Annotated in this window: 28 protein-coding genes; 15 read left to right on the top strand and 13 right to left on the bottom strand. The window is 45.3% G+C overall.

What is annotated here, in order from left to right; translation table 11 throughout:
* Positions 1–245: 245 nt before the first annotated feature.
* From QUA00_RS31195 to QUA00_RS31170, 6 genes are all read right to left on the bottom strand, one after another.
* Positions 246–572 carry a DUF1330 domain-containing protein gene (locus tag QUA00_RS31195; RefSeq protein WP_333139393.1) on the bottom strand — a complete coding sequence of 109 codons (327 nt, stop codon included), beginning with the start codon at positions 570–572 and terminating at the stop codon, positions 246–248.
* Between the two features lie 643 nt (positions 573–1,215).
* The gene (locus QUA00_RS31190; protein WP_333412260.1) at positions 1,216–1,995 is read right to left on the bottom strand and encodes an alpha-1,2-fucosyltransferase; all 780 of its coding nucleotides are present in this window, start codon (positions 1,993–1,995) and stop codon (positions 1,216–1,218) included.
* A 438-nt stretch (positions 1,996–2,433) separates the two neighbouring features.
* Positions 2,434–3,483, bottom strand: a complete 1,050-nt coding sequence (locus QUA00_RS31185) for a transposase (RefSeq protein ID WP_333139397.1) — start codon at positions 3,481–3,483, stop codon at positions 2,434–2,436.
* On the bottom strand, positions 3,476–3,874 hold the full coding sequence (gene tnpA, locus QUA00_RS31180) for an IS200/IS605 family transposase (protein ID WP_333309858.1): 399 nt from the start codon (positions 3,872–3,874) through the stop codon (positions 3,476–3,478). The genes QUA00_RS31185 and tnpA overlap by 8 nt, the downstream gene beginning before the upstream one ends.
* Positions 3,875–4,336: 462 nt before the next feature.
* A complete protein-coding gene (locus tag QUA00_RS31175) occupies positions 4,337–5,386 on the bottom strand; it encodes an RNA-guided endonuclease InsQ/TnpB family protein (RefSeq protein WP_445305775.1) in 1,050 nt (349 codons plus the stop codon).
* A gap of 31 nt (positions 5,387–5,417) precedes the next feature.
* On the bottom strand, positions 5,418–5,987 hold the full coding sequence (locus tag QUA00_RS31170) for an IS607 family transposase (protein WP_333412259.1): 570 nt from the start codon (positions 5,985–5,987) through the stop codon (positions 5,418–5,420).
* A 554-nt stretch (positions 5,988–6,541) separates the two neighbouring features.
* On the opposite strand from QUA00_RS31170, the gene QUA00_RS31165 reads away from it, so the two are divergent.
* The 9 genes from QUA00_RS31165 (at position 6,542) to QUA00_RS31125 (ending at position 14,648) form a co-directional block, all read left to right on the top strand.
* A complete protein-coding gene (locus tag QUA00_RS31165; RefSeq protein ID WP_333412258.1) occupies positions 6,542–8,362 on the top strand; it encodes an efflux RND transporter periplasmic adaptor subunit in 1,821 nt (606 codons plus the stop codon).
* A gap of 304 nt (positions 8,363–8,666) precedes the next feature.
* The gene (locus tag QUA00_RS31160; RefSeq protein ID WP_333412257.1) at positions 8,667–9,932 is read left to right on the top strand and encodes an ABC transporter permease; all 1,266 of its coding nucleotides are present in this window, start codon (positions 8,667–8,669) and stop codon (positions 9,930–9,932) included.
* Between the two features lie 354 nt (positions 9,933–10,286).
* Entirely contained in the window at positions 10,287–10,625 is a 339-nt protein-coding gene (locus QUA00_RS31155; protein ID WP_333052085.1) for an NADH-quinone oxidoreductase subunit K, read from the top strand.
* Positions 10,622–12,052, top strand: a complete 1,431-nt coding sequence (locus QUA00_RS31150; RefSeq protein WP_333412256.1) for a cation:proton antiporter — start codon at positions 10,622–10,624, stop codon at positions 12,050–12,052. Before QUA00_RS31155 ends, QUA00_RS31150 begins: the two co-directional genes overlap by 4 nt.
* Positions 12,049–12,432, top strand: coding sequence for a Na+/H+ antiporter subunit E (locus tag QUA00_RS31145; RefSeq protein WP_333139414.1), 384 nt, complete (start codon positions 12,049–12,051; stop codon positions 12,430–12,432). The genes QUA00_RS31150 and QUA00_RS31145 overlap by 4 nt, the downstream gene beginning before the upstream one ends.
* Positions 12,433–12,891: 459 nt before the next feature.
* On the top strand, positions 12,892–13,122 hold the full coding sequence (locus tag QUA00_RS31140) for a hypothetical protein (RefSeq protein WP_333052300.1): 231 nt from the start codon (positions 12,892–12,894) through the stop codon (positions 13,120–13,122).
* The gene (locus tag QUA00_RS31135; RefSeq protein ID WP_333139416.1) at positions 13,119–13,406 is read left to right on the top strand and encodes a monovalent cation/H(+) antiporter subunit G; all 288 of its coding nucleotides are present in this window, start codon (positions 13,119–13,121) and stop codon (positions 13,404–13,406) included. The genes QUA00_RS31140 and QUA00_RS31135 overlap by 4 nt, the downstream gene beginning before the upstream one ends.
* Positions 13,396–13,983: a DUF4040 domain-containing protein gene (locus QUA00_RS31130; RefSeq protein ID WP_333412255.1), complete on the top strand. Its 588-nt coding sequence runs from the start codon at positions 13,396–13,398 to the stop codon at positions 13,981–13,983. Before QUA00_RS31135 ends, QUA00_RS31130 begins: the two co-directional genes overlap by 11 nt.
* Positions 13,983–14,648, top strand: coding sequence for a Na(+)/H(+) antiporter subunit B (locus QUA00_RS31125; protein ID WP_333412261.1), 666 nt, complete (start codon positions 13,983–13,985; stop codon positions 14,646–14,648). The genes QUA00_RS31130 and QUA00_RS31125 overlap by 1 nt, the downstream gene beginning before the upstream one ends.
* Positions 14,649–14,921: 273 nt before the next feature.
* Here QUA00_RS31125 and QUA00_RS31120 read toward each other — a convergent pair whose 3' ends face one another.
* From QUA00_RS31120 to ndhC, 7 genes are all read right to left on the bottom strand, one after another.
* Positions 14,922–15,542, bottom strand: a complete 621-nt coding sequence (locus tag QUA00_RS31120; RefSeq protein ID WP_333139422.1) for a Uma2 family endonuclease — start codon at positions 15,540–15,542, stop codon at positions 14,922–14,924.
* 115 nt (positions 15,543–15,657) lie between these two features.
* Positions 15,658–15,906 (bottom strand): DUF4926 domain-containing protein, encoded by a 249-nt coding sequence (locus tag QUA00_RS31115; protein ID WP_333052104.1) that lies wholly within the window; start codon positions 15,904–15,906, stop codon positions 15,658–15,660.
* An 18-nt stretch (positions 15,907–15,924) separates the two neighbouring features.
* Positions 15,925–16,257, bottom strand: a complete 333-nt coding sequence (locus QUA00_RS31110; RefSeq protein WP_333412254.1) for a DUF6883 domain-containing protein — start codon at positions 16,255–16,257, stop codon at positions 15,925–15,927.
* 1,562 nt (positions 16,258–17,819) lie between these two features.
* Positions 17,820–18,449 (bottom strand): DUF4760 domain-containing protein, encoded by a 630-nt coding sequence (locus QUA00_RS31105; RefSeq protein WP_333412253.1) that lies wholly within the window; start codon positions 18,447–18,449, stop codon positions 17,820–17,822.
* A 227-nt stretch (positions 18,450–18,676) separates the two neighbouring features.
* Positions 18,677–19,180, bottom strand: coding sequence for an NAD(P)H-quinone oxidoreductase subunit J (locus tag QUA00_RS31100; RefSeq protein ID WP_333084555.1), 504 nt, complete (start codon positions 19,178–19,180; stop codon positions 18,677–18,679).
* Positions 19,173–19,898: a photosynthetic/respiratory NAD(P)H-quinone oxidoreductase subunit K gene (gene ndhK / locus QUA00_RS31095; protein ID WP_333139428.1), complete on the bottom strand. Its 726-nt coding sequence runs from the start codon at positions 19,896–19,898 to the stop codon at positions 19,173–19,175. The genes QUA00_RS31100 and ndhK overlap by 8 nt, the downstream gene beginning before the upstream one ends.
* Entirely contained in the window at positions 19,889–20,251 is a 363-nt protein-coding gene (ndhC, locus tag QUA00_RS31090) for a photosynthetic/respiratory NAD(P)H-quinone oxidoreductase subunit C (protein ID WP_006635500.1), read from the bottom strand. Before ndhC ends, ndhK begins: the two co-directional genes overlap by 10 nt.
* A 543-nt stretch (positions 20,252–20,794) precedes the next feature.
* On the opposite strand from ndhC, the gene QUA00_RS31085 reads away from it, so the two are divergent.
* The 6 genes from QUA00_RS31085 (at position 20,795) to QUA00_RS31060 (ending at position 22,920) form a co-directional block, all read left to right on the top strand.
* The gene (locus tag QUA00_RS31085) at positions 20,795–21,130 is read left to right on the top strand and encodes a rubredoxin (RefSeq protein WP_333052113.1); all 336 of its coding nucleotides are present in this window, start codon (positions 20,795–20,797) and stop codon (positions 21,128–21,130) included.
* Complete coding sequence (locus tag QUA00_RS31080; RefSeq protein WP_333070732.1) at positions 21,117–22,130, top strand: photosynthesis system II assembly factor Ycf48; 1,014 nt, start codon at positions 21,117–21,119, stop codon at positions 22,128–22,130. Before QUA00_RS31085 ends, QUA00_RS31080 begins: the two co-directional genes overlap by 14 nt.
* A 56-nt stretch (positions 22,131–22,186) precedes the next feature.
* A complete protein-coding gene (gene psbE, locus QUA00_RS31075; RefSeq protein WP_333139432.1) occupies positions 22,187–22,438 on the top strand; it encodes a cytochrome b559 subunit alpha in 252 nt (83 codons plus the stop codon).
* A gap of 20 nt (positions 22,439–22,458) precedes the next feature.
* Positions 22,459–22,596: a cytochrome b559 subunit beta gene (gene psbF / locus QUA00_RS31070; protein WP_006635504.1), complete on the top strand. Its 138-nt coding sequence runs from the start codon at positions 22,459–22,461 to the stop codon at positions 22,594–22,596.
* Positions 22,597–22,605: 9 nt separating this feature from the next.
* Positions 22,606–22,728 (top strand): photosystem II reaction center protein L, encoded by a 123-nt coding sequence (locus QUA00_RS31065; RefSeq protein WP_015176850.1) that lies wholly within the window; start codon positions 22,606–22,608, stop codon positions 22,726–22,728.
* 69 nt (positions 22,729–22,797) lie between these two features.
* The gene (locus tag QUA00_RS31060) at positions 22,798–22,920 is read left to right on the top strand and encodes a photosystem II reaction center protein J (protein ID WP_006635506.1); all 123 of its coding nucleotides are present in this window, start codon (positions 22,798–22,800) and stop codon (positions 22,918–22,920) included.
* Positions 22,921–23,088 lie beyond the last annotated feature (168 nt).

Genomic DNA, 23,088 nt, shown 5'->3' with positions numbered 1-23,088 from the left:
CGTCCTTTTTGGACGGGCGGGACGCCCATCCCACAATAACAATTAAAATTGTAAGTTATTTAATTCGCGCTCCTAAGTAGGAAATGCGCGATCGAACTTTTCACAAGTTCGATCGATGCGATCTGATATGCGATCGCCCGAACATCATATAAGCTCCAGCAGAATATTTCAATTCGTAGCTGTGGCTATAAATCTCGACAATATTGCCCAATGGGTCTTCGCAATACACCATACAATTGACGATATTAACCTTTTGGTAAATAGGGTATGGTTCCTGCGACATCAGTATCATCGATTACATGGAGCCGGCTGATACTACCAGCCTGCCGAGCTTGACGATATTTTGCATAGGCTGGATCGTTACAAAACCCTTGCACTGCCTCCATAGAAGGAAATTCCACCAAGGCAACCAGCGTTGTTTCTAGTTCCTCGCCTTCAATAGTCGTAATATTGCCACTGCGGGAAAGGTATTTCCCCCCATGATTATGTACGATATCGTGAACATTTGCTGCGTAGTCAGGAATCCAGGCATCATCGGTAACTTTAACGTCTGCGATTAAATATACAGCCATGAGGTTTCTCCTGTAGCTAATTGATTAGTTGACTATATTTGCTGAGAATTCTTTCAATACAATAACTCTAGCAACAAAAGTAATAGATTTCACTTGTTATTAATAACTTTTGTTGCACCTATTTTTTCGGTTTACGGAGCTAAATTCTGATTAGGCGGAAACTTACTGTGATGTCCAGACTACTACCGCTATTCCAGAACCGAGAAAACCGATTCCAAACCAGCGATATTCGCCATAATCAAAACGATCGGAAGAGCTCAATCAGCATTTCACCATCAAACATCGCGGGAACATCGGCAAAATCAATCTGATGTTTACGGATGTTTTCAAGGTTTTTCTCTCTAAAAAAACGAAAAATCAAGATTTAATATCAAATCCGTTAGCATCGGAATAGTAAATTCGAGTTCACTGTTGACGGTTGACGGTTGACTGTTGACGCCGTGAACAGTCAACCGTCAACCGTCAACATCATGTATGAGTGTAACCGGAAATGATATAACGAGAGATCCAAAAACTGAAAATCGCGCTTTGTAGCGGTTTGACAACTGCGCTCAAACCGCTACAAACCCATCATGTTAATGGTTTGGGATTTCTCGGAGATGTCTATTAGACTTAACCTGTTATGATTCTCCTGGTCAAGTATCTATTTTTGGAAACGACTCAAGAGCCTGTTGACTGTCGCGACGGGGTGTCTGAGCCTCCATACTTGAAAGTGATCTAAGATGGGATGAGTGCCTGAGAGCTTGACCCAATCATCGCATAGAATATCTTCAACCGGGTTTGGCACGCCTGGGCGGCACCAATCTGTCGGGGCTACTACTATCTTCTCTGGGTGTCCGTTCAACCAAGCGCCCCACCAGGAAAACGTTGAATTAGTAATAGCATTAGCTCGACATCGGGTCATTAAATAAAGCTGCTGAGGACCATTCAGGTTATCTACAAAGATAAATTCCTGCCCTTGAAGGTCACGAAGAAATTCTCTGGCTAAATCGGGACGATCGGAGAAGACAAGAATGGGACCTTGGGGGTCGATCGCACTTAAGGACTTCTTGTAAAAAGAAAGCGGGTAAAGCGGGAAATATTCTCGGGTATTGCCATAGTCGGTATCGAGGCGGAGCGAAAAGCTGACACAATCCCTTTGCAAAATGTCGCCGTAGAGTTTTTCGACCTCCGTGACAATCTCGTTATTGAACGTGTACCACTCACGTACAAGTCGCTTGTCTGAGTAATATTTTTCAGATTGAAAGAACCCTTGAATTTCAGTGTGGTCTCCGATGGAAAGTGCTTCGGATGTAAAGCCAGCTTGAGGATGGGGGTCGAAATAATGAATAATCCCGGAGGGTTCGCTAGCACGCTCACCTTCGTCATTAAGGTTGAAGATATCATCTCCATCCCACTTAGGGCAAAAAAATTGGGTTCCCAAACGCCGTGCTGTTATTCTAAGGAATGCGTATTGAAATAATTGATTACCGAGTCTTCCGTAGTTCCCGAGCTTAGAGAAAGAAATCATTATAATTTAACTCCTATGGTTTAAGACAGCTTCCAACAGACCTAAATCATTGTTTTATCCGGGAAAGGAAGCAAAGAGCGTGTTATATCCATGCCAAACAAAGTTACAGTTAACGTTGATACTCCCCAGCCCTAAAGGGACGGGGATTCTTGAAGAGTCCAAATACGAACTTTCAAAGGCGAAATCAAAGCGCCTCTACTGACTCTTTTAAGGCATAACCCTAAAGTTGTCGCTACTTTTCGCAAAATATTTCCAGCAGCATTACAATCTGAGTTAATTTTGCTTCCGTCTTTTGAGCGATACAGTCCGCGATTTATGCGCTTTCCTGATTCTTTCCACCCTTCAGTTTTTTCACGCCCACTTAGGTAGTTCATCCGAATCTAAAAAACTCGCCTTACTTGTATAGCTCTCTTCAGTTTCAATGAACTGGATACCATATTGTTCACAAAGCTGGGAAATCCTGTCCTTCAATCGAGCGGTAGGAATTTGCACAAAATTTTGATTGGTTTTGTTACCAAGACTTATTTCTTGGCGCATTCCCTTGTTCCAGCCAAAAACAATTGTACCTATTTGGTTTTCTAGGCAATGATTCAATACTAATCTAGCAGAAGTGTTAACAGCATCTCTCGTTTGTCTGTTTCGTTTTTCCGTGATTTTTGCCAATCGCTTAGACCAAAAGCCTTGATATCTATGCTCTTTGATCGACGCAACCCGCTTGTTATACCATTGGTTTAATGATTTTAGATGCCGTCCATCTACGATAAAACTTGTTCCTACATTGGAAACGCAAGTTAACCAATTATTCAATCCTGGATCGATACCCAGAGCCTTACTAACATCCAGCTCAACTGCTGTTGACTGAAGTTGGTAGACAAACTCGACATAAAATTGTTTATTTCTTGGTAAAATGCGAATCTCTCTAATTGCCTTGTAGTCTAGGTTAGATGGCATTGGCAAATAAAATTCACCAATTCCAAACCAGAGTTTGACCTTACTTCCCAACGGGAATCTCAATTGTCCATTCTTTAGCTTTACGTCTGCCTTTGGGAAGGTTACAAGTTTTAAGCTGTTTTTGCGGTATTTTGGTAGTTTAGGATGTTGCGTTACCGTACCACCCTTGATTCCTTTTAACAGCCCAATGTACGACTTAAAAGATTCCGCAACGCTGGTCAACGTTTGTTGAGCAACATGGGAATATAGTGCTTTAAAGTGAAGATTATCCTTGAACAACTTGTGTAAGTCATACTTGCTAGGAATTCTCCCGGTTTTAAAATATAACTCCAGAGAATAGTAAGTCCCGCAGTTAGCTAACTTGTTCGACTCTTCGCATACAAATTCCAGTACGCTTCTTAGCTCTCGACTTGGACTGATTAGATTTTGCTGGCATCCATAACTAGACATTTTTCTGATTCTCAATGTACTGCTTAATTACTGAAATTGGCGCACCGCCAACAGTTGCAATAAAGTAGCTATTCGTCCATAGAGTTGGCAATCGACTTTTTAGCCAAGGAAATTCTTGGCGAAGATATCGAGAAGAACGCCCCTTCATGTACCGAATCAGCTTGGCAATCCCAAACTGAGGATCGCACTCGCTCAAAAGGTGAACGTGATCTGGCATTACTTCCATCTCGATTAATTCACTGTTAAACTCGGTCGCCACCTCTAACAGTATTTCCTTTAATCGGGTATCGACACCCTCAATTAAAACCTTTCGGCGATATTTCGGACACCACACAATATGGTATTTACACGAGTAAACAACATTTTTGTTTGATTTGTAATTAACGCTCATATTATAGTTATACAGCACGAACCTGCATACTACACTAATTTTGCATTAAGATTTGTTAAATGCTGGAGGCGGTTGAAACCGCTGCCGACTTATCCCCGTGTCTAAAGCCAGGGGCCCGGCGGGCTCGTTCTTCGGTCAAGCGATTTTAGATGATTTTAGATGATTTTAGATTTTAGATTAAAGAATTGAAGCATTGACTTGCGCGAGATTAATACGTTCGGCAAGTTTCATCGGATACAGGTTTTTTATTTCTGGACGGATGAATCACGTGGCGGGTATCCTGGATGCTTTCGGTCATGAGACTTTAACAGAGCAGTTTTTTGGGGTCTTAGTCCTGACCGTGTTAGCTGGCTGGCTGCTACGGATGATTCTACACTGCAGCGTCAACCTATGGCAAGTAATCCGATATTGACGGCTGGGAAAGTACGATATTTCACACCGACACTTTTTTGCTAACAAATGCTAACAAACATATAAGTTGAGAGAATCTCTCAACAAAGGCGTGTCAACCAATGCCCGCAGAAAAATCCCGCGAGCACCATTTAGATCCCTATCCATCTTCAATCCGGTGGCTGCGGACTTAATAGTTCTAGCTCCACCTAAATTCTTGACAATTTCACCCGTCCACGACACCGTTTTAGAAGTGTAAGCTTCGTTGCAGTCAATCACGAGTTTTGAATTTTCCCAAGCTTTCCACTTGAGAAAATTTTTAAATTCGTAATGGCTGAGAGTCAACATTTGTCTCACCGTTTTGTTTCTCAACTTACGGCGCGACTTGGACACCATTTGAGAAGTCTCGAACCTAGGCAGCAAGATTACATCAAAATGATCAACTAAAAACTTAGCTACTTTGTGATGCAACTCTCTGACCAAATTCTTAATTTTGCAACGAAGCCTGCTGGCTGCTTTTTTGAATCTTCTTTTTTGCCGACTGGGGGCTTTAGATATTTTCGATACCAACTTGTCTAACCGAAAACACAATTTCTGGATGTACAAATTAGAATCATTGCCGAGCCAGCCATAGGAATCTTCAGAGAAAAACGTCATGAACGTGCGGACACCGGGGTCTAAGGCAACTAGCCGACCTTGTTTATCGGTCTTGGTTTGTTGCACTTCTTCAGAAACAACTAGGTAGTATTCCCCGTAAGCGAGAGTCAACCTTCCATCACTAAAATTTTCAGGCAAAGATTCTGTTAACTGACACTTACCTAAAATGGAATGGTAGACACCGCAGTCTTTTATAGATGCTTTTGGCACATAGATAGACTGTTTTGTGTCTTTTCTACTGCGAAATTTGCATTTGCGGAGTTGGCCATCTTTTTTGAAACCCTGCTTAGCCGCCTTAACTGCTGAGCAAGCATCTTTGATGGCAATCGATTTGATCTGGAAAGGTACAGGTTTTGCCCATTCTGGCAAACTGTTAAGTATTCCAGTTTTGAGCGTCATCCAGTTAGCTTTTGTGCCTGGTTCTTGGAGGTATTTGATGGTCGTGTTGTAGACAAAACGACTCACTCCAAACCACTGCTTGATTAAAGCTTTTTGTTCAGGATTTAGGAATAGACGGATCTTCCTTGATCTTCTTGCTGTAACTTCGCCGGGAGTGCATTCTGCAACTGAAGACGTGAAGGATGGCGAGAATATCGCTTGTGAGTTCGGTTTCCGGGCAGTGAACAGTTCGGTCAAGAACCACGATTTGTCCACCGTTTTGCCCGGCCATGAACTCGAATAGTTCAAATCCGAACCTGCACAATCTGTCGCGACAGGCAACAACAATCGTGAGCTGTTCGCCGCGCATAAATCTGACCAGTAAGGCTTGCAGTCCTTTTCGCTTAAAGTTGAGTCCCGACCCGATATCTTGGATGATTTCGGCGTCGGGGTATTGCTGTCGCAGGTCGTCAACTTGTCGAGCGAGGTCGTCTCGCTGCTTGGGTGAACTGACGCGACAGTAGCAAACAACGGTAGTTCTAGCTGCACCGCGCTGGTAGGACTCGACATCGTAGAGTCTTTGCCCTGCTTCATTTTTGATGCTTTTGATTTTCCCGGAGTCTGCATATCTTCTTAGGGTGTGTGGATGCAAGCCCAGAAATTCGACTGATGAGTCTGAGTGGTACATAAGCCCTGTAGCCAATAGTAGCATACATTAGCAAAAGTAAGCAAATACTTTACTGTGCCTCAACCGATACTTTTTTGCTAACATTTGCTAACAAATACATAAGTTGAGATATGAGCTCAACCAAGGCGTATCAACCGATGCCCGTAGAATTTTCTACAAGCACTTATATTCTTGCCTTCAGCTTGGTTATCGCTTACAGCCCCACGCCAATCTGATTATTTGCTTTGATAATGTAGAGGCAACTTATTTATATAGCGGTTGCGTACTACCAAGGTTTTTCACCTACATCTGAGTGGCTAAATTCATTCTATATGACATGAAGACCAGAAGGCCAATGTAAGTGATTGTTAGCAAATGTCAGAAAAAGTCTTACTGTTAATCAACCTTCTTGAACCAGTAGTGCAGCCTCATTAATGGTAGCTGATGTACTTAATTCTTCAAAATTATCCGAAGATACCTGCGCTACAACCGAAAAAACATAATCAGACTTCAATTGAACCTTTTGTGTTCCCGATCGGTCTAAATTCAAGACAGACCCATCAGGTCTAATTGATATGTACTTCGTAAAGCACTTTCAGATTAAAAAAGAGCTGACTCCGTGGGTTAGCGGGCTGCTTGCCGCTTCCCTGCTGGCAGGAGTAGGCTACACAGCTTACAGCCAACTCACAGTCAAATCCAGCCGCGAAACCAGGCGCAAGGAAAAAACCGTTGCTGTAGAAAGGGTGAACCTGCCGATTACAATTTCGGCAAACGGCACAATTGTGCCCGAACGTTCCGTTAACGTCAGCCCCAAAACTTCAGGAATGCTCAAAAGTTTGCTTGTCAAGGAAGGAGATAAAGTTGAAAAAGGGCAGATTCTCGCCTACATGGACGACTCCAACCTCCAAGGGCAACTTACCCAAACTCGCGGACAACTCGCAGCCGCGGAAGCAAACCTGCAAAAATTGCTCAACGGCACTCGATCGCAGGACATTGCTGTGGCTAAGGCAGTGTTAGCAGAACAACAGGCAAGTCTGGAAAAATTGCTCAACGGTAATCGAAGCCAAGACATTGCTGTAGCTGAGGCACAAGTAGCAGAACAACAGGCAACTTTGCAAAAATTGCTCAACGGCAATCGAACCCAAGATATTGCCGTAGCCGAGGCACAACTAGCTGAACAACAGGCTAATTTACAAAAATTGCTAAAGGGCAATCGGGCTGAAGACATCGCCCAAGCGATCGCCAAACTCAGAGATGCCGAATACGCCAAAAACCAAGCAGAGGAAGACTTTCAGAGAAATCAGGAACTCTATAATGCCGGAGCCCTTGCTTTGCAAGTTGTCAACAACTCCCGCACCGCGCGCGATCGAGCTCAAACGCAAGTCAGGCAAGCCGAACAAGCTGTAGCTTTGCTGCAAGCGGGTGCTCGCCCTGAAGAAATCGCTTCTGCGCGGGCTGCTGTGGAGCAAAAACGGCAAGCTTTGACCCTGGCGCGATCGGGCGCACGGCCGGAAGACATCGCTGCGGGGCGGGCTGCTGTGGAGCAAAAACGGCAAGCTTTGGCCCTGGCGCGATCGGGCGCACGCCCGGAAGACATCGCTGCGGGGCGGGCTGCAGTGGAGCAAAAACAGCAAGCTTTGGCGCTGCTAGAAGCTGGTTCTCGCCCCGAAGACATCGCCCAAGCCCGCGCCCAAGTTCTCGCCGCTAGAGGCAGCCTGCAAAGCGTTCAAGCGCTGATCGACGACACTGTGTTACGGGCTCCTTTCACCGGCACTGTTACCCGCAAGTACGCCGATCCGGGCGCTTTTGTGACTCCCACTACGGCAGGTAGTGCGGTTTCTTCGGCGACTTCTTCTTCGATTTTGTCTTTAGCTTCAAAAAATCAATTAGTAGCAAACGTAGCAGAAACTAATATTTCTCAGATTCAGATGGGCCAGGCTGCATCTATTCAAGCCGATGCTTTTGCGGGAAAGACTTTTACAGGTAAAATCACTCAAATTTCGCCTCAGTCGATCGTCCAGCAAAATGTGACAAGTTTTGAGGTAAAAGCGGCAATTATTAATGATGATAAACAAATGCTGCGATCGGGCATGAATGTGAATGTTGAGTTTAAGGCTGGTGAACTCAAAAATGTTTTGGTAGTTCCGACTGCGGCAATTGTCCGCCAGCAAAGGGAAACGGGGGTTTATGTTCCCGGTGGAGAAGATGGCAAACCTGCTTTTATGCCGATTAAGACGGGTATCACGGTGGATGACAAGACGGAAGTGCGATCGGGTTTGAAAGGAAATGAAAAAGTGCTGATGAGTTTCCCCCCCGGATTGCGGCCTAGATCTCAAAATCCCTCGTCGGGCGGGATTCCGGGTTTGCAACCGGGTGGGGGAACACGCTTGCGTTAGTAGTCAGTCCGCGCAGTAGGGGCTAGTTGGTTCGTCGCAGAGTCCGCCAGGGATTGAAATCCCTGTCTCATAGCGAAAGTCCTCTTTCAGAGGACTGAAGAGTTAGTTGATGTACATCGATTTTAGACGAATTTTCAGTCGGTTTCAACCGACTTTAGCTATGAGACGGGGGTTTCAACCCCCGGCGGGTCGTGCCACAAATCCTATCGTTTCCGGTTGCATCGTCAGGTGATAAATTAGGGGTCAATTTAGGCAGAATCCTTAGAAGTTGCCACCAAATAACAAATAACTAATCACTAATAACATGAAATTACAGACTCGTCCCCCCACCAACAAAATCTCTAACGTTCAAATCGCGTTCATGGCGACAGAGGCGCTTTGGAATAACAAATTGCGTACCAGTTTAACTATGCTGGGCGTAATTATTGGGATATCTTCGGTAATTGCTATTACTTCGGTGGGACAGGGTGTACAAAAATCAACTGAAGAACAGTTAAAGGCTTTGGGTACAAATGTGCTGTTGGTTTTATCCGGCGCTTCGCGATCGGGTGGTGTCAGTCAGGGAAGCGGTTCTGCTACTACTCTTACTTGGGATGACGCTAGGGCGATCGGCAAACAAGCTCCTGCTGTTAAGGCGATTTCGGCTTATTTGCAGCGCCAAGTGCAAGTGGTTTACGGCGGACAAAATTCATTTACTTCGATTTTGGGAACGGATTTAAATTATCCCGATGTGAAGAACATTCAACCCCAAGAAGGACGGTTTTTTAACGAGGATGAATTGAATGCTGCTGAGCCAGTAGTTGTCCTCGGTTCTAAGGTGCGGGACGAACTTTTTGGAGCCGGAGTTAATGCGCTATCCTCTGATATTCGCATTCAGGGAAACCGCTACAAGGTCATTGGGGTGATGGAAAGCAAGGGGTCTGTAGGGGGAACCGATCAGGACGATCGAGTGTATATTCCTCTCAAAAATATGTCTTCGCGGATTGTGGGGAGAAATTCTTTAGCGGGGATTGCAATATCGGGTTTTTGGTTGGAAACTGCCGACGAATCGGAGTTGGCGGATGCTCAATTTCAAGTTGAAAATATCATGCGCTTGCGCCACAATATTTATCCGCCACAACCGGATGATTTTCGAGTTGTAAATCAAGCTGAGATAGTTAATACTTTCAGCAATGTGATAGGTTTATTTACGGTTATGGTGGGTGCGATCGCCGGAATTTCTTTGGTGGTTGGCGGCATCGGTATTGCTAATATTATGTTGGTGTCTGTTGTGGAACGCACTAAGGAAATCGGGATTCGCAAAGCGGTAGGCGCTACTAATGCAGCAATTCTCATTCAATTTATGGCGGAATCTATTTTAGTTTCCACGGTGGGGGGAACGGCGGGTATTGGGTTGGGAGTTGCGATCGCCTTTGGGGCCTCGACAGCGTTCAAATTTCCGTTTGTGGTTTCTGTATGGTCGATCGCGGCAGGTTTTGGGCTATCTTTTACTGTAGGCTTATTAGCTGGAGTGCTACCGGCTCGGAATGCGGCTCGCTTAGATCCGATCGCCGCCTTGCGGAATGATTGAAGTTACTGAAGTTCGCCCCAGTTAAATTGAACACTCCTGGAGGAACGAGTGGTCAGAAACCGGGGAAAGATGGACGATCGGACTTCGTTGTCGGCCACAGATTCGCTAACGGGACTTAGACAAAAATCCGGTCAGAAATGGCTGCAAACCAAGACAGGTAAACGGTTTGAGCTTGAATTGGGATAGCTCCAGCACTGACAAGGGTTTCAGCTCTGACGGGGCATAAAACTCTTTCCCTTACCTAGACAGCTTTTCAGACCTTTTAGGGGCTAGAAAATGTCTAAGTCCAATTAGAAATAATATACGCTAATTCAAATATAATAACAAAAACCCCTTATCCAACACGCAATTTCCATGTTAGAAGCATTGGTATTGGCAACAGTATTTTGCGGATTTTTTGGTATCATCTTTAAAAAGAACCTGCTCATGAAAATCGTCTGTATGGATGTCATGAGTACAGGGGTTATCGCCTATTACGTGGTGGTGGCATCGCGAGAAGGCTTGCTGACACCAATTATTTCAAAGGGGAAAAATGTTGTCGCTTACGCCGATCCGGTTCCCCAAGCGGTGATCTTAACGGCGATCGTGATCGGCTTTTCAATTCAGGCTTTAATGCTGGTCAGTGTGATGAAGCTGGCACGAGATAATCCGACATTAGAAAGTAACGAAATCGAGATGAATAATACCCCATGAATACCCTGACGCTAGCCTGGATTGGACTCCCGTTTTTTGTCGGGTTTACTATTTATTTGATTCCGAAGTTTGACAAGTATCTCGCAATATTCGGAGCGATCGCGTCCGCTGCCTATGCGTTCCAGCTTTTTGTTATGCCGTCAGCGGTGACGCTGGAGTTACTGGATAATTTCAGTGTCACGTTGTTAGTCGATCGCTTGAGCGGGTATTTCATCTTAACCAATGCCTTAGTCACAGCAGCGGTGATTATCTACTGTTGGCCCACAGATAAGACGGCATTTTTTTATGCACAGATTCTGATGGTACACGGCAGCCTGAATGCGGCCTTTGCCTCTACTGACTTTATCAGTTTATATGTGGGGTTAGAGGTAAGTGGCATTGCGGCGTTTCTCTTGATTGCCTATCCTCGCACCGATCGATCGATTTGGGTAGCTTTGCGCTATCTATTTATTAGCAACACGGCAATGCTGTTTTATCTAGTCGGTGCCGTGCTGGTTTATAAGGCAAGTCATTCGTTTAGTTTTGCAGGCTTGGGCGCAGCACCCCCGGAAGCGATCGCTCTGATCTTTATGGGACTCTTGGTTAAGGGAGGTGTGTTTGTATCGGGGTTATGGCTACCGTTAACTCACTCGGAAGCAGAAACGCCTGTGTCGGCTTTGCTGTCAGGGATTGTGGTCAAAGCGGGGGTATATCCCCTCGTGCGCTGTGCCCTGATGGTGGAGGAGGTGGCACCCATCGTCCAAATCTTTGGCGTCGGGACGGCGCTGCTGGGCGTGTTCTATGCGGTTTTAGAAAAAGATACCAAACGGATGTTGGCTTTTCACACGGTTTCGCAGTTGGGCTTTATCCTCGCTGCACCGTCGGTGGGTGGGTTTTATGCGCTGGCCCACGGTTTGGTCAAATCGTCGCTGTTTCTGATTGCAGGATCGTTACCGAGTCGTAATCTGAAAGAATTGAAACAGAAGCCGATCGATACCAAGATCTGGATTGCCTTAGTCATAGCTAGCTTATCAATCTCTGGCTTTCCCATGTTGGTTGGCTTTGGGGCAAAAACGTTAACGGTGAAGAATTTGGGCTCCTGGCAAACGATCGGGATGAATGTCGCAGCAGTCGGAACAGCAATCTCTTTTGCTAAATTCATCTTTCTACCTCGTGGCGGACAAACAGTAGTCAAACCCGGTTTTTGGCCAGCGGTTTTGCTATTGCTAGCTGGGCTGATTGGAGCCAATGCTTTTGATCTTCAGGCTTATACGCTGGAAAATATGCTTAAGGCGATCGCCATCATCGGCGTTGGTTGGTCAGCCTATTTTCTAATTTTTCAACGCACGGCAATCAAACTGCCACGTATGCTTGAACAATTCGAGCATTTGGTCGGTTTTATGAGCTTGATTTCGCTCCTACTATTCTGGATGGCATTCTCAACATGATTGGACAGCTAATATTAAGACTGACGATCTGGTTTCTACTCACAGCCGATTTTAGTTTGGCAAATATTGCGATCGGCTTCATCATTGCTTTCCTGTTGCCGCGCAGCTACTCACCCCCGGAACCTTTGAGAGAATGGTTGGGGGTGTTCGGTAAAATCTTGATGGCGATTCCGATAGCTTATCTGGAAGCTTTTGAACTCATCTTCCGCCCCCATAGACACGAAGATGTGATCATGGAAAAAGTGCCAAATCATCGATCGCCCTTGCTGATATTCTTAGATGTATTCCTGATCACTTTTACTCCTAAGACGATTGTCGTGAAATATCACGAAGAGGGTTTTTACGAAGTACACCGAGTGCGGCGGACTTCGAGTAATTAGCTGAAGTTTTTTCGGAATTATTTAACCGCAGAGAACGCAGAGAACGCAGAGAAGGGAGAAATAAATAAGTAGATAGGCGATAAAATACGTAAGTATGTCCGCAGTTAGTAAAAGTGCTCTATCGCAGGGGTTACGATACTTTACATTTTGTGACATACCCGAGTTTATTTACACGCTCGATATTGGATCATTCTCAAGAATCTGTAGGGGCGGGTTCACCAATAGCTTTAAAGATTGCAGACAGGTTAAATAAACCCGCCCCCACCCGCGAAACAGCCCGTCAAGAACAGGCAGGATGCCTGTTCCACAATGATGGCAGAGGTCTATTAAGTTGCACTATTCTCAAGAGTTTCTTGTGGGGTGTAGGGGGTTGGGCACGCGAGCCCGCCCCGATATTAAGTAAGAAAAAAGCAGGAGTGCACACAATTGAACAACTTGAACAACTTGATTCTAATTGCCATGATTCTGGCTCTGCTCATACCCATGTACGAGGTATGGAAAGATCATGATATCTGGCAGACAATGTTGGCTTTTGCCAGTATTTCGACCAAGGCGGCAATCATCGCTCTCGTCATATCCGTCTGGCGCGATGATTGGATGATCGGTGTGGTGGCGGCGATTATCCTCAGTGTGGGTAATGCTGGATTGATGTTGTTGGCACAAATAATCAAACGTATCAGTGAAGCATGATCGTAATAGATGTATTGAGCTATACCTGCATCGGTATAGGGATTTTTTTCTGGTTTTGGGGTACTTCTTACCTACTTGGGAAGCGATCGGTTTTATATAAACTGCACAGTCTTTCGGTAGCAGATACGCTGGGTTCGATCGCGATAGTCGTCGGATTGCTGCTGCAAATACCCAGTAAATGGCCCCTGCTGATTCTGGCGCTCATTTGCTTAGCAACCTGGAACACAATGCTGGGATATGTGTTGGCCTATTGTTCCAAAACAGGGACTGACTATGAACGATAATAGCTACATTTATGTCCTCGTCGCTCTGCTACCCTTAGCTGCTGGTATGGTGGTATTTCAGGTCAATCCATACCACGCATTGCTGCTGCGGGGGGTATTGGGAGCGATCGCCGCCTTGGTGTATACAATTTTAGGCGCGGGGGATGTGGGCTTGACCGAAGCCTTGATGGGTACTCTACTCGCGATTACACTTTATGCAGTGACGGTGCGTTCATCCTTCGTGCTGCGTCTGGGTGTAATCGAAGAGGGGACAGAGGGCGATGCTATACCAAACGACAAAACCGCAGGTCATTTTAAGCAACTGATAGATGACATCCGCACAGTTTTTGAGAAACGCCATATGCGCCTGGAACTCGTTCCCTATGCGAGTGCACAGGCATTGCAGCGGGCGCTGAGGGAAAAAGAAGTTCATGCAGCTTGTGCGCCACAAAGCCAATTGGAACACAGCGGCGAAGCGCAACTTTATAACACCGCAATCAGAGTTCGGCGTGTCTACGACATCATGCAAACCGAACTTTCATCACCAGGGACAACCCTAACCTATGTAAATACACCAGACGCAGAGGACAAACATTGATGAAGTGGGTTTACTTTTTATCAGGGATAGCGCTGTTTATCAAAATGCTGCTAATCGCCAATCCCACAATGGAGTTATCGCAGCAAAGTTCGATCGTCGAATTAGTTGTTCAAGATAGTGGAGTATCCAATGCGGTTTCCGGTATCATTTTGCGAAATCGGCTGTACGACACGATCTTTGAAGTCGTAGTATTTACGATCGCCATCTTGGGTGCAAGTTTTATGCTAGCCAATGAACAGCCGTCCTGCGCCATATATCAGTTTACCGATCAACCATCGATTATTTTGGCGCGATTGGGAGCGACGATTGCCGCGTTGGTGGGTGTCGAACTAGCAATTCGCGGGCATTTAAGTCCAGGCGGTGGTTTTGCAGCGGGTGTAGCGGGGGGAACTGCGATCGGCTTGGTGGCGATTACCTCATCACCGCAGTGGATGCAAGAAATCTACCAGCGCTGGCACGCCGCGACTTTGGAGAAAGTTTCGGTACTTGTTTTCATTGTATTGTCCGTTATCACTCTGTCAGGATATGAGTTACCGCACGGAGAGTTAGGCACACTTTTCAGCGGTGGCATTCTCCCCTTGCTCAATATCCTGGTTGCAGTCAAAGTCGCATTAGGATCGTGGGCGGTGCTGTTGGTGTTTATTCGCTATCGCGGATTGCTATGACAAATGTTCCGATCTCAAATCCATTGGCATCGAAATTATTCATCTCTCTCAATCTCTGACTCTGTGTCCTCTGTGTTCTCTGTGGTTTAATCATTCAGCCTTATAAACGATATTTTACGTTTATAAGGCTGACGCACGAGTAGTCAGAAACCGGGTTTTTTTGCGAGGTCAAAAACCCGGTTTCTTTGCTTTTTATAAGTAATTCCTGTGTACTCATCTGCGTTTATCTGCGTGCATCAGCGGTTAAAAAATCCAAATTTACGAGAGATCCGCTTACACTAAACCAGCTTGAAAAATCTGATTTGCTGTGAGGTTCAAATCGGGAAAAGTTTGCGACACAATGCGATCGTTCTCTCGAAACTTGAGGACTTGATATTCACCATCAACCAAGTTACAGACAGAAATTGTCGGTTGTTTGGGATTGCCAATAAAATTGCGTCCACCCAACGCAGCATAATCCACAATCCAATATTCAGGGATACCCATCTCCTCATAATCAGCATATTTCAAATAGTAATCATCGCGCCAATTACTTGACACAACCTCAATTACCAACGGTATCGATGCACCCCAACTGAGGATAGATTGTTTTTGCCACAATGTCTCATTTACCAGATTTGCACGATTTAGCACCAACACATCGGGGAAATACCCAGAATCTTTTTCAGGAGGTCTAACTATCGCTTGGTTGGGGATACTGTATGGCAACCCCAGACGATCGATTGCAACGGAAACTTTGATTGTAAGAAAGCCTTTAACTTCCTCATGTTCGCCTACTGGTTGTGCCATCTCAACAATATCTCCATTATGCAGTTCGTAGCGTACCGCCGAATTTTCAGGCAGCCACTCCACAAATTCCTCGAAGTTTACGAGTTTGGGTAAAGCTTGAGTCATAGGTTTTCAGAAATACCGATAATATAAATTATATCTCTATCTATCTGCGTTTATCTGCGTGCATCAGCGGTTACAAATTTCCATTTTTTATAAAGTCCACAAGTTATTGTGCGACTTATGTTGTAACCATTTCTGGTTTGATATCAGGTGATGCTGGCTCAAAATACAACACCATGATTTGCTCTGGATACAGCCCAACAGATTCATAAGTGCGTCCGTTGCGATCGCTAAATTCAACCTCAAACGCTGCACCATCAGCCAACAGTTCCACCACTGTCCCTACTTGTCCGCGCCAGAGATTGTATTCAGGAACATCAACTGTCAAGGCAACGACATCGAGTAATTTAATTGTATTCTTTGCCACTTTTATTACCTCCAGACATTACAGAGGATAGCAGGTTGTTAATCTCGGAATCTCGGAATCATGCTCAATAATCCAGCCACTCGGAAGGGTTGCACTTCTATTTTGCCATTCAATCGTGAAATCTAGGATGTAGCGTTGCCCGAACCCATCCCGCCTCCCTAACTGAACTTCGTGAGTTTGAATAACTTCAACCAAATTTTGGCGCAATTCCTCAGCATTGTCAGGTGTCATGCCAAGAATTGACGAAAAAAGCCGCGCTTTGTGTTTGCCATCGTCGTGTTCTGGATTGAGGCAGTAGTCACGAAGTTTACGAATATCAACAACTGCATTCTTTGCATTTGGAATGAGCATAGAAAAGCTGATACTAATAAGCAGCCCTCAGTTTATCTTGAAATTTGTGATGCAGGCTGACTTTCTGGAAATTAAAGTTTCGCGACATACTACCTTTTCCCCGCGAGGAGACTGAAACAGAGTAGATCCGAGAGCCTCCTGTTTTCTAAAGCAAGCGAGGCAGAGCCTCTGAACATGGGTTCCCAGGCTGTGCTTGGAAGTTAAATAGTAGAGTTAACTAGGTTCTGAAATATCGAGTTTGCTTTTTTCAGTAAAATAACTGATGTTAATTATCGGTACACAGTTTATTCTGGATACCGGAAAGGATTTCAATCTGCTCTTCAAGCGATCGATATCACTAACGAGCGGAGATGAGGCTCGTTAAAGTTGATGCCGTATATCATCGACAAGCTTGACGTTTATTGCGATTTGTTTTATATTGGTAAATGCGACAAATCATAGGCTGATAGCTCAATGAGCTCAGTCTTGTATAATCCAAAGACTTCTCTAAAACTCGTTAACAAAAAAAGTTGACATAGAGAGGTTTTTTGGACTATCATTTTTTTAATTGCGTATGATTGCCTAAACCCTTAAAACGGAGTTAAGTCTATGATTGGTCGCCAACTCGATCGGGATTTCTCCATGTTTAAGCTAGTCGATGACGCATCATAACTTAGCTGAAGTCGGGCCAAACGATAATTTTTAGCGTGTTGCAATGTAAGTTTGGTGTTTTGCAGATTTATTTGACTTGGAATGGTTCAGGATGTGGCTCAATCTCAGATTATTGAGAGGCTTCTATGATTTTCCAAACAAAATGTACTGCGCTCGAAGCATTTTGCCCCGTTCTCAAGCTAGGTTTTCCGATCCATCTACATTTTGGAGAAAGCAGAAAATGAAGGACTTTAACAAAAAAGATAACGAGCGAGTGGCATCGGGCTTGTCGATTACGCTGTTAAGTAATGCTGAGAATCAACAAATGGGATCGCCTTCATATTTTGAGGGAGATCTATAAACTTGGATGTGTGAGGGTGGAGAAATACGGAGATACTCATCAACCTAACTCTCTAGATGGAAATTAGGCTGATGAGTTCTAGGGAATTAGGTAAAAGTCAAGTGCAGAAAGTGAGTTGCCCCTCACTCTCTGCAAAAATTAGCGGTTCTGTCGAGTATGAAAATGTTAGCTTTCGTGACAATTGTCACGGTTGGATGCGATTTTCAAGATAGGTGACTTTCTATCGCATCTGCTACACTAATAATCATTAATGACAGACAAAAGCCAACAGGTTTTAGAAGCCTGTATCACCTTCAAAAAGTAAGTCGATTGAGTAACAAGTAAATCGTTTCATCATTTCTCCTTTTATTACAACACAAAAAGCACAACTACGTCCTTGTCTCCAGAGTAGTAAAGACCTTCAATGAGACTGATGCACCTTTTTATGGCTCAGTTTACACTTCATTTAATTGACTATTCCCTTTGTCGAGAAACAATCCGGAAATATTTCCAGATTGTTTTCTTCATTTGACTCAGTTCGATCCTGAATCCGCTCGGTAAAACCTTTTACAAACAATAAAAAGTCGGGTAATTAATGTCTCCATTGCTCACATAGATCTGTTAAGTGGATGTAAAGCCTCGGGCTCTGTTTGTCTCTTCGCGATCGGTGAACAAAGAGCGTGAAGGTATCGCAATAAGTACAAACTATATATCGATAAAACTCTTTCAAACATTTTTCGTCAACGAGACCGAAATGGACACACATAGACATTTCTTCTAAAAAATTAAGAATATTGACTATTTCCTGCTTTTTCTCTGCATCTGCATATATCTGATTCATGTACTCATTACTTTTGGTCTCATCTAGCGGTTTGAGATCTTTATGAATTTTTGCGGCAATTTGTCGAACACTAAAATAGCTAGGATCGTTCCATATTTGTATGTAACGTAAGGTTCGATCGATTTTTTTGTCCTCTAAATTGATTTCGATTCCCCGCAAAGCATATACGGCACTAGATATTCCTGCGGCAGTAGCTAATGTAGTTACCGCAAAATTTAAAGTGTCTCGGTATTGTGATTTTGAGTCATAAAAATGAACAGCGATTAAAGTTAAGGCTGCAATAAAGGTAGTAATTCCAATTCCCATTGTGAGATTTAGACTGATTTTGAGGAATCCGTCGGGTTCTCTTTTACTGAGTGGAGTTGTCGGTTTGGTTAGCATTTTTAACTCCTTAGTGTTCAATGAATCTCAAATATTAATCATTTTTACAAATCTACTCAGGGTTTTCCGGCATCAATTTAAAATAGTTTTGTCTTGGGCGAGTGCCTTTTTAGAAATACCGTGCAATCGAGGGTTTTCCAGAAAGGAGCAAAAAAATTGCACCCACTCCTCAAAGAAGTGGGTGCAAAACGACCAACTGTATTTTGATCTAAAAACTCAAAACTCCCTTAATAAGCGTCTTGCAATTCGTAGAAATCAGGGGAAATGTAATCTTTCCGCAGCGGCCAGCCTACCCAATCTTCGTTCATCAAAATCCGTTTCAGATTCGGATGTCCTTCGTAGACAATGCCGTACATATCGTAGGATTCCCGCTCTTGAAAGTCGGCTGCTTTCCAAATCCAGTAGACAGATGGCACTCTGGGATCTTCGCGGGGTATGAATACTTTGACGCGGACTTCTTCGGGATGGGAAGCATTATCTGTCAGCTTAGCCAAGTGGTAAACGCTGACTAAATCTTCTCCCGGCCCTTGGTCGTAGGCGCACTGGCACTGCATATAATTAAACCCGTAGGCATACAGTGCTGTTGACATTGGAATTAAGAAGTCTCGATCGACCTTTAATATCTCCACGCCCAAATTATCGGCCGCTAAAGCTTCGTGTTCAAAGCCATTCTGAGTCAACCACTGGGAAACCTTCCCGGCTTCAACAATTGAGGTTTCTGTCTCAGCCACGGTTTACCTCCTGTTTTTGTCCTGCAAGCAGGGCCGGCGGTACTGGCATTCCCATCGCTTCCGTCAATTCTTTCGGCGGCGCCATCCGGCCGGGAATTGACAAATATTTGCCATCCAAGATGTCGTCTACTACTTTCATTTTGTGGGGTCTGGTGTAGTAGCGGTGGGTTGGCAGCAAATTGGCCCGTTCTTGCATAGAATCGTTGGCGATTTTTTTCCGCAGTTTGATAATTGCGTCAATAATCGCTTCTGGGCGGGGGGGACAGCCGGGGATGTACACGTCTACGGGAATCAGTTTGTCAACGCCTCTGACTGCTGTGGGGGAGTCTACGCTGAACATTCCGCCGGTGATGGTGCAAGCGCCCATTGCGATGACGTATTTGGGTTCCGGCATTTGTTCGTACAGCCGCACTAAGATGGGGGCGTACTTCATGGTAATTGTACCGGCGGTGATGATCAAGTCGGCTTGCCGGGGGCTCGATCGCGGTACTAAGCCGAATCTGTCGAAGTCAAAGCGCGATCCGATCAAAGCTGCAAATTCGATGAAGCAGCAGGCTGTGCCGAAAAGCAGCGGCCACAGGCTCGAAAGTCTCGCCCAATTGTAGAGGTCATCCACTGTTGTCAGGATGACGTTCTCTGAGAGTTGGGATGTGACTTCCGGGCGAATAGCGGGGTTGACAATTAGAGGTTTTTGTGATTTGTCAGAACTTAAGACCATTCCAAGGCTCCTTTGCGCCATGCATAGACAAGAGCAATAACGAGGATCGTGATAAAAAACAAGGCTTCGATGAAAGCCAACAGTCCTAGCTGGTTGAAAGCAACCGCCCAAGGATAGAGGAAGACGGTCTCTACGTCGAAGATGACGAAGACCAGGGCGAACATATAATATCGGATGTTGAACTGAATCCAGGCTCCGCCGATCGGCTCGACGCCGGATTCGTAGGTAGTGCGGCGGTCGTAGGGACGACTTTTGGGCCGCAGTACCTTAGACGCCGTGAGGGCGAGGATAGGGACTAGGCTGGAAATTAACAGGAAGCCTAAGAAATACTCGTAGCCGCTGAGTGCAAACACGGTGAATAATTACTGCCTAGGTGAAAGGGTTCTGTAACTTGTCTTTACATTATATAGATTGTGGGTAGCTAAAATTACGAGTTAGTTGAGATTAATCCTCCATCTTCTGCAATAATTTTTAATGTATATTTTAAGATTAGCTTACCTACTCTTTTTGAGCTGTCAACTACCCCCGACGGCAAGTCGCGGGCTTCGGGCATAAAAACTGAAGCCCCAAGTTGATCAGCCTCAGTCCCCTTTCGGGGCTACGTTATCGGCAAGAGTTCAAGTTCACACCAAGGAATCCGTAGCTAGTTCCTTGCTCTGTAACCTAGGGATTAAACATCTGTAAGGGGTTAAGGAAGTGTCTCTGGGAAATTACCGACCGATAACATTGGCGAAGCTCACATTACTGGAGTAGCAAGGCGCTTCCCGGCATACAGGGAAATGGATAAGCACTACTCCTCTACTTATCCAACCCCTTTCGGGGACTCTGAATTTATTCAGCGTCCTGTTTCATACGTGACCATCAAGGTACGCGGTTTCCACACTCCTAGAGATTTTATGAGCGATCGAGCCACGGAGACTAATACCCTCGATCGGCACGAGTGCCGAGCCTGCGGCTACGTCTACAATCCTAAAAAAGGCGATCCTAAAAATGCAATTGCCCCTGGCACTGCTTTTACAGATGTGACCCCGACTTGGGTGTGTCCCGTTTGCGGGGCGCGCAAATCGATGTTTCAAAATCTCGGTCAGATGGAAGGGGTATCGGGATTTAAGGCAAATCAGCGCTACGGTGTCGGTGTCAACGGCATGACCGAAGGTCAGAAAAGTTTGCTGATTTTTGGCGGCTTGGTCGTTGGTTTCTTGTTGTTACTTAGTATGTATGGTTTGCAGTAAAACGATTGTGAGATTTTGGCAACGAATTGTAATGTTATTGGCCGCTGCGCTCATCTGTACGAGTTGCAGCACCATCGGTTCTGTGAGTTACAACCCCTGGCAAGTGATTTCCTTGCCGACGGAAGCTAATTTGCAGGATATTGCCTTTACGGGCAATCCTCAGCACGGCTGGGTTGTGGGTTCTGAGGCGACTCTGCTCGAAACGCTCGACGGCGGTACTAGCTGGAAGTCCATAGCACTGGATATCGACGATCCGAGGTCGCGTTTTGCGTCGGTGAGTTTTTCTGGTTCCGAAGGCTGGATTGTCGGCCAGCCTTCTGTTTTGCTCCACACGAACGATGAGGGCAAGTCTTGGACGCGGATTGCTTTGAGCTCTCAGTTGCCCGGTTCTCCGAGTACGATCGCGGCTTTGGGCCCGAATTCCGCCGAGATGACGACCGATGTCGGGGCGATTTACCGCACTTCCGACGGCGGCAAAAATTGGAAAGCTGTCGTGCAGGATTCTTTTGGGGTAGTTCGCAATATCAACCGTTCTGAAGACGGGCAGTATGTTGCGGTTTCCTCGAAGGGCAATTTCTACTCGGTGTGGAAACCAGGACAAGAAGCTTGGGAACCTCACAACCGCAATAGTTCTCGCCGCCTGCAAAATATGGGCTTTACCAAGGACGGGCGTTTGTGGATGCTCGCCCGCGGCGGTCAGATTCAGTTTAGCGACCCGTCCAATCCTGAAGGTTGGGGAAAACCGTTTTTTCCCGATCGCAAGGCGAGTTGGGGTTTGCTGGACATGGCTTACCGGACTGATAATGAAGTTTGGGTAGCCGGCGGCGGCGGCAATTTGCTGTGCAGTTTGGACGGCGGGAAAACTTGGCTAAAAGACCGCGAAGTTGAAGATGTTCCCGCTAATTTTTACAGGATTGTCTTTATGGGCCCCGATCGCGGATTTGTGATCGGCGCGAGCGGTACTCTACTTAAATATCAAGGTTCAGCGCAAGCTGCTTGATAGTAGAATAGTAAGAGAGATTGTCTGTCAATTTGTTGTTGAAAGGAGGATTCTAAATGGCTGGTACAACTGGAGAACGTCCGTTTGGGGACATTATTACAAGTATCCGTTATTGGGTAATTCACAGCATCACCATTCCGGCTTTGTTTATTGCTGGATGGCTGTTTGTGCAAACGGGTTTGGCTTACGATGCTTTCGGAACTCCTCGCCCTAACCAGTATTTCACACAGCAGCGGGAAGAAGTGCCGATTATCTCGGATCGCTTTGAAGCTAAGAAACAAGTAGATCAGTTCATTAACGCCAAGTAATTTAACAAGGATTTGGAAAAATGACGAGCAGAACCCCAAATAATGAGCCAATTTCGTATCCTATTTTTACGGTGCGCTGGTTGGCAGTTCATACTTTAGGTGTCCCAACAATTTTCTTTTTGGGCGCGATCGCAGCAATGCAATTTATTCAACGATAGGAGTTTACAATGCCTGAGCGCGTTCCTAATCCCAACGAGCAGCCTGTTGAGTTAAACCGGACTTCTTTGTATTTGGGTTTGTTGCTGATTTTTGTTTTGGGTATTTTGTTCTCCAGTTATTTCTTTAATTAACTGGTGTCTGAGTTGGCTTTCGATAGTTCGATCGAATTTGTTTACCTGTAAATTAGTGAGGTGATGGCTATGTTTAGTGAAAGTGGCAGAATTCCTTTGTGGCTGGTAGCTACTGTTGCAGGCCTCGGTGTTCTGAGCATTGTGAGTCTTTTCTTCTACGGTGCTTATGCCGGTTTGGGTTCTTCGATGTAAGGAGAATCAAGCTGATTTTCGGCTTTTAACCCCCCTTGAAAAAGGGGGGTTTTAATTATTAGGCGAATTGTGTTGGTAAATCTGGTATAGTCTTTCTCAGTAACATGAGGTGCTCTCGCGGGCATAGGGCATAGGGCATAGGGCATAGGGCATAGGGCATAGGGCATA

This window comes from Microcoleus sp. T2B6 (assembly GCF_036700475.1).
Taxonomy (GTDB): Bacteria; Cyanobacteriota; Cyanobacteriia; order Cyanobacteriales; family Microcoleaceae; genus Microcoleus.
This window is presented reverse-complemented; position numbering and strand designations above follow the sequence as displayed.

Bases quoted from the DNA above. Each gene is read 5' to 3' on its own strand.
- QUA00_RS31195 (WP_333139393.1), bottom strand. From the start codon at position 572: ATGGCTGTATATTTAATCGCAGACGTTAAAGTTACCGATGATGCCTGG.
- QUA00_RS31185 (WP_333139397.1), bottom strand. From the start codon at position 3,483: ATGTCTAGTTATGGATGCCAGCAAAATCTAATCAGTCCAAGTCGAGAG.
- tnpA (WP_333309858.1), bottom strand. From the start codon at position 3,874: ATGAGCGTTAATTACAAATCAAACAAAAATGTTGTTTACTCGTGTAAA.
- QUA00_RS31170 (WP_333412259.1), bottom strand. From the start codon at position 5,987: ATGTACCACTCAGACTCATCAGTCGAATTTCTGGGCTTGCATCCACAC.
- QUA00_RS31165 (WP_333412258.1), top strand. From the start codon at position 6,542: ATGTACTTCGTAAAGCACTTTCAGATTAAAAAAGAGCTGACTCCGTGG.
- QUA00_RS31160 (WP_333412257.1), top strand. From the start codon at position 8,667: ATGAAATTACAGACTCGTCCCCCCACCAACAAAATCTCTAACGTTCAA.
- QUA00_RS31155 (WP_333052085.1), top strand. From the start codon at position 10,287: ATGTTAGAAGCATTGGTATTGGCAACAGTATTTTGCGGATTTTTTGGT.
- QUA00_RS31150 (WP_333412256.1), top strand. From the start codon at position 10,622: ATGAATACCCTGACGCTAGCCTGGATTGGACTCCCGTTTTTTGTCGGG.
- QUA00_RS31145 (WP_333139414.1), top strand. From the start codon at position 12,049: ATGATTGGACAGCTAATATTAAGACTGACGATCTGGTTTCTACTCACA.
- QUA00_RS31140 (WP_333052300.1), top strand. From the start codon at position 12,892: ATGATTCTGGCTCTGCTCATACCCATGTACGAGGTATGGAAAGATCAT.
- QUA00_RS31135 (WP_333139416.1), top strand. From the start codon at position 13,119: ATGATCGTAATAGATGTATTGAGCTATACCTGCATCGGTATAGGGATT.
- QUA00_RS31130 (WP_333412255.1), top strand. From the start codon at position 13,396: ATGAACGATAATAGCTACATTTATGTCCTCGTCGCTCTGCTACCCTTA.
- QUA00_RS31125 (WP_333412261.1), top strand. From the start codon at position 13,983: ATGAAGTGGGTTTACTTTTTATCAGGGATAGCGCTGTTTATCAAAATG.
- QUA00_RS31120 (WP_333139422.1), bottom strand. From the start codon at position 15,542: ATGACTCAAGCTTTACCCAAACTCGTAAACTTCGAGGAATTTGTGGAG.
- QUA00_RS31110 (WP_333412254.1), bottom strand. From the start codon at position 16,257: ATGCTCATTCCAAATGCAAAGAATGCAGTTGTTGATATTCGTAAACTT.
- QUA00_RS31105 (WP_333412253.1), bottom strand. From the start codon at position 18,449: ATGCTAACCAAACCGACAACTCCACTCAGTAAAAGAGAACCCGACGGA.
- ndhK (WP_333139428.1), bottom strand. From the start codon at position 19,898: ATGGTCTTAAGTTCTGACAAATCACAAAAACCTCTAATTGTCAACCCC.
- QUA00_RS31085 (WP_333052113.1), top strand. From the start codon at position 20,795: ATGAGCGATCGAGCCACGGAGACTAATACCCTCGATCGGCACGAGTGC.
- QUA00_RS31080 (WP_333070732.1), top strand. From the start codon at position 21,117: ATGGTTTGCAGTAAAACGATTGTGAGATTTTGGCAACGAATTGTAATG.
- psbE (WP_333139432.1), top strand. From the start codon at position 22,187: ATGGCTGGTACAACTGGAGAACGTCCGTTTGGGGACATTATTACAAGT.
- psbF (WP_006635504.1), top strand. From the start codon at position 22,459: ATGACGAGCAGAACCCCAAATAATGAGCCAATTTCGTATCCTATTTTT.
- QUA00_RS31065 (WP_015176850.1), top strand. From the start codon at position 22,606: ATGCCTGAGCGCGTTCCTAATCCCAACGAGCAGCCTGTTGAGTTAAAC.
- QUA00_RS31060 (WP_006635506.1), top strand. From the start codon at position 22,798: ATGTTTAGTGAAAGTGGCAGAATTCCTTTGTGGCTGGTAGCTACTGTT.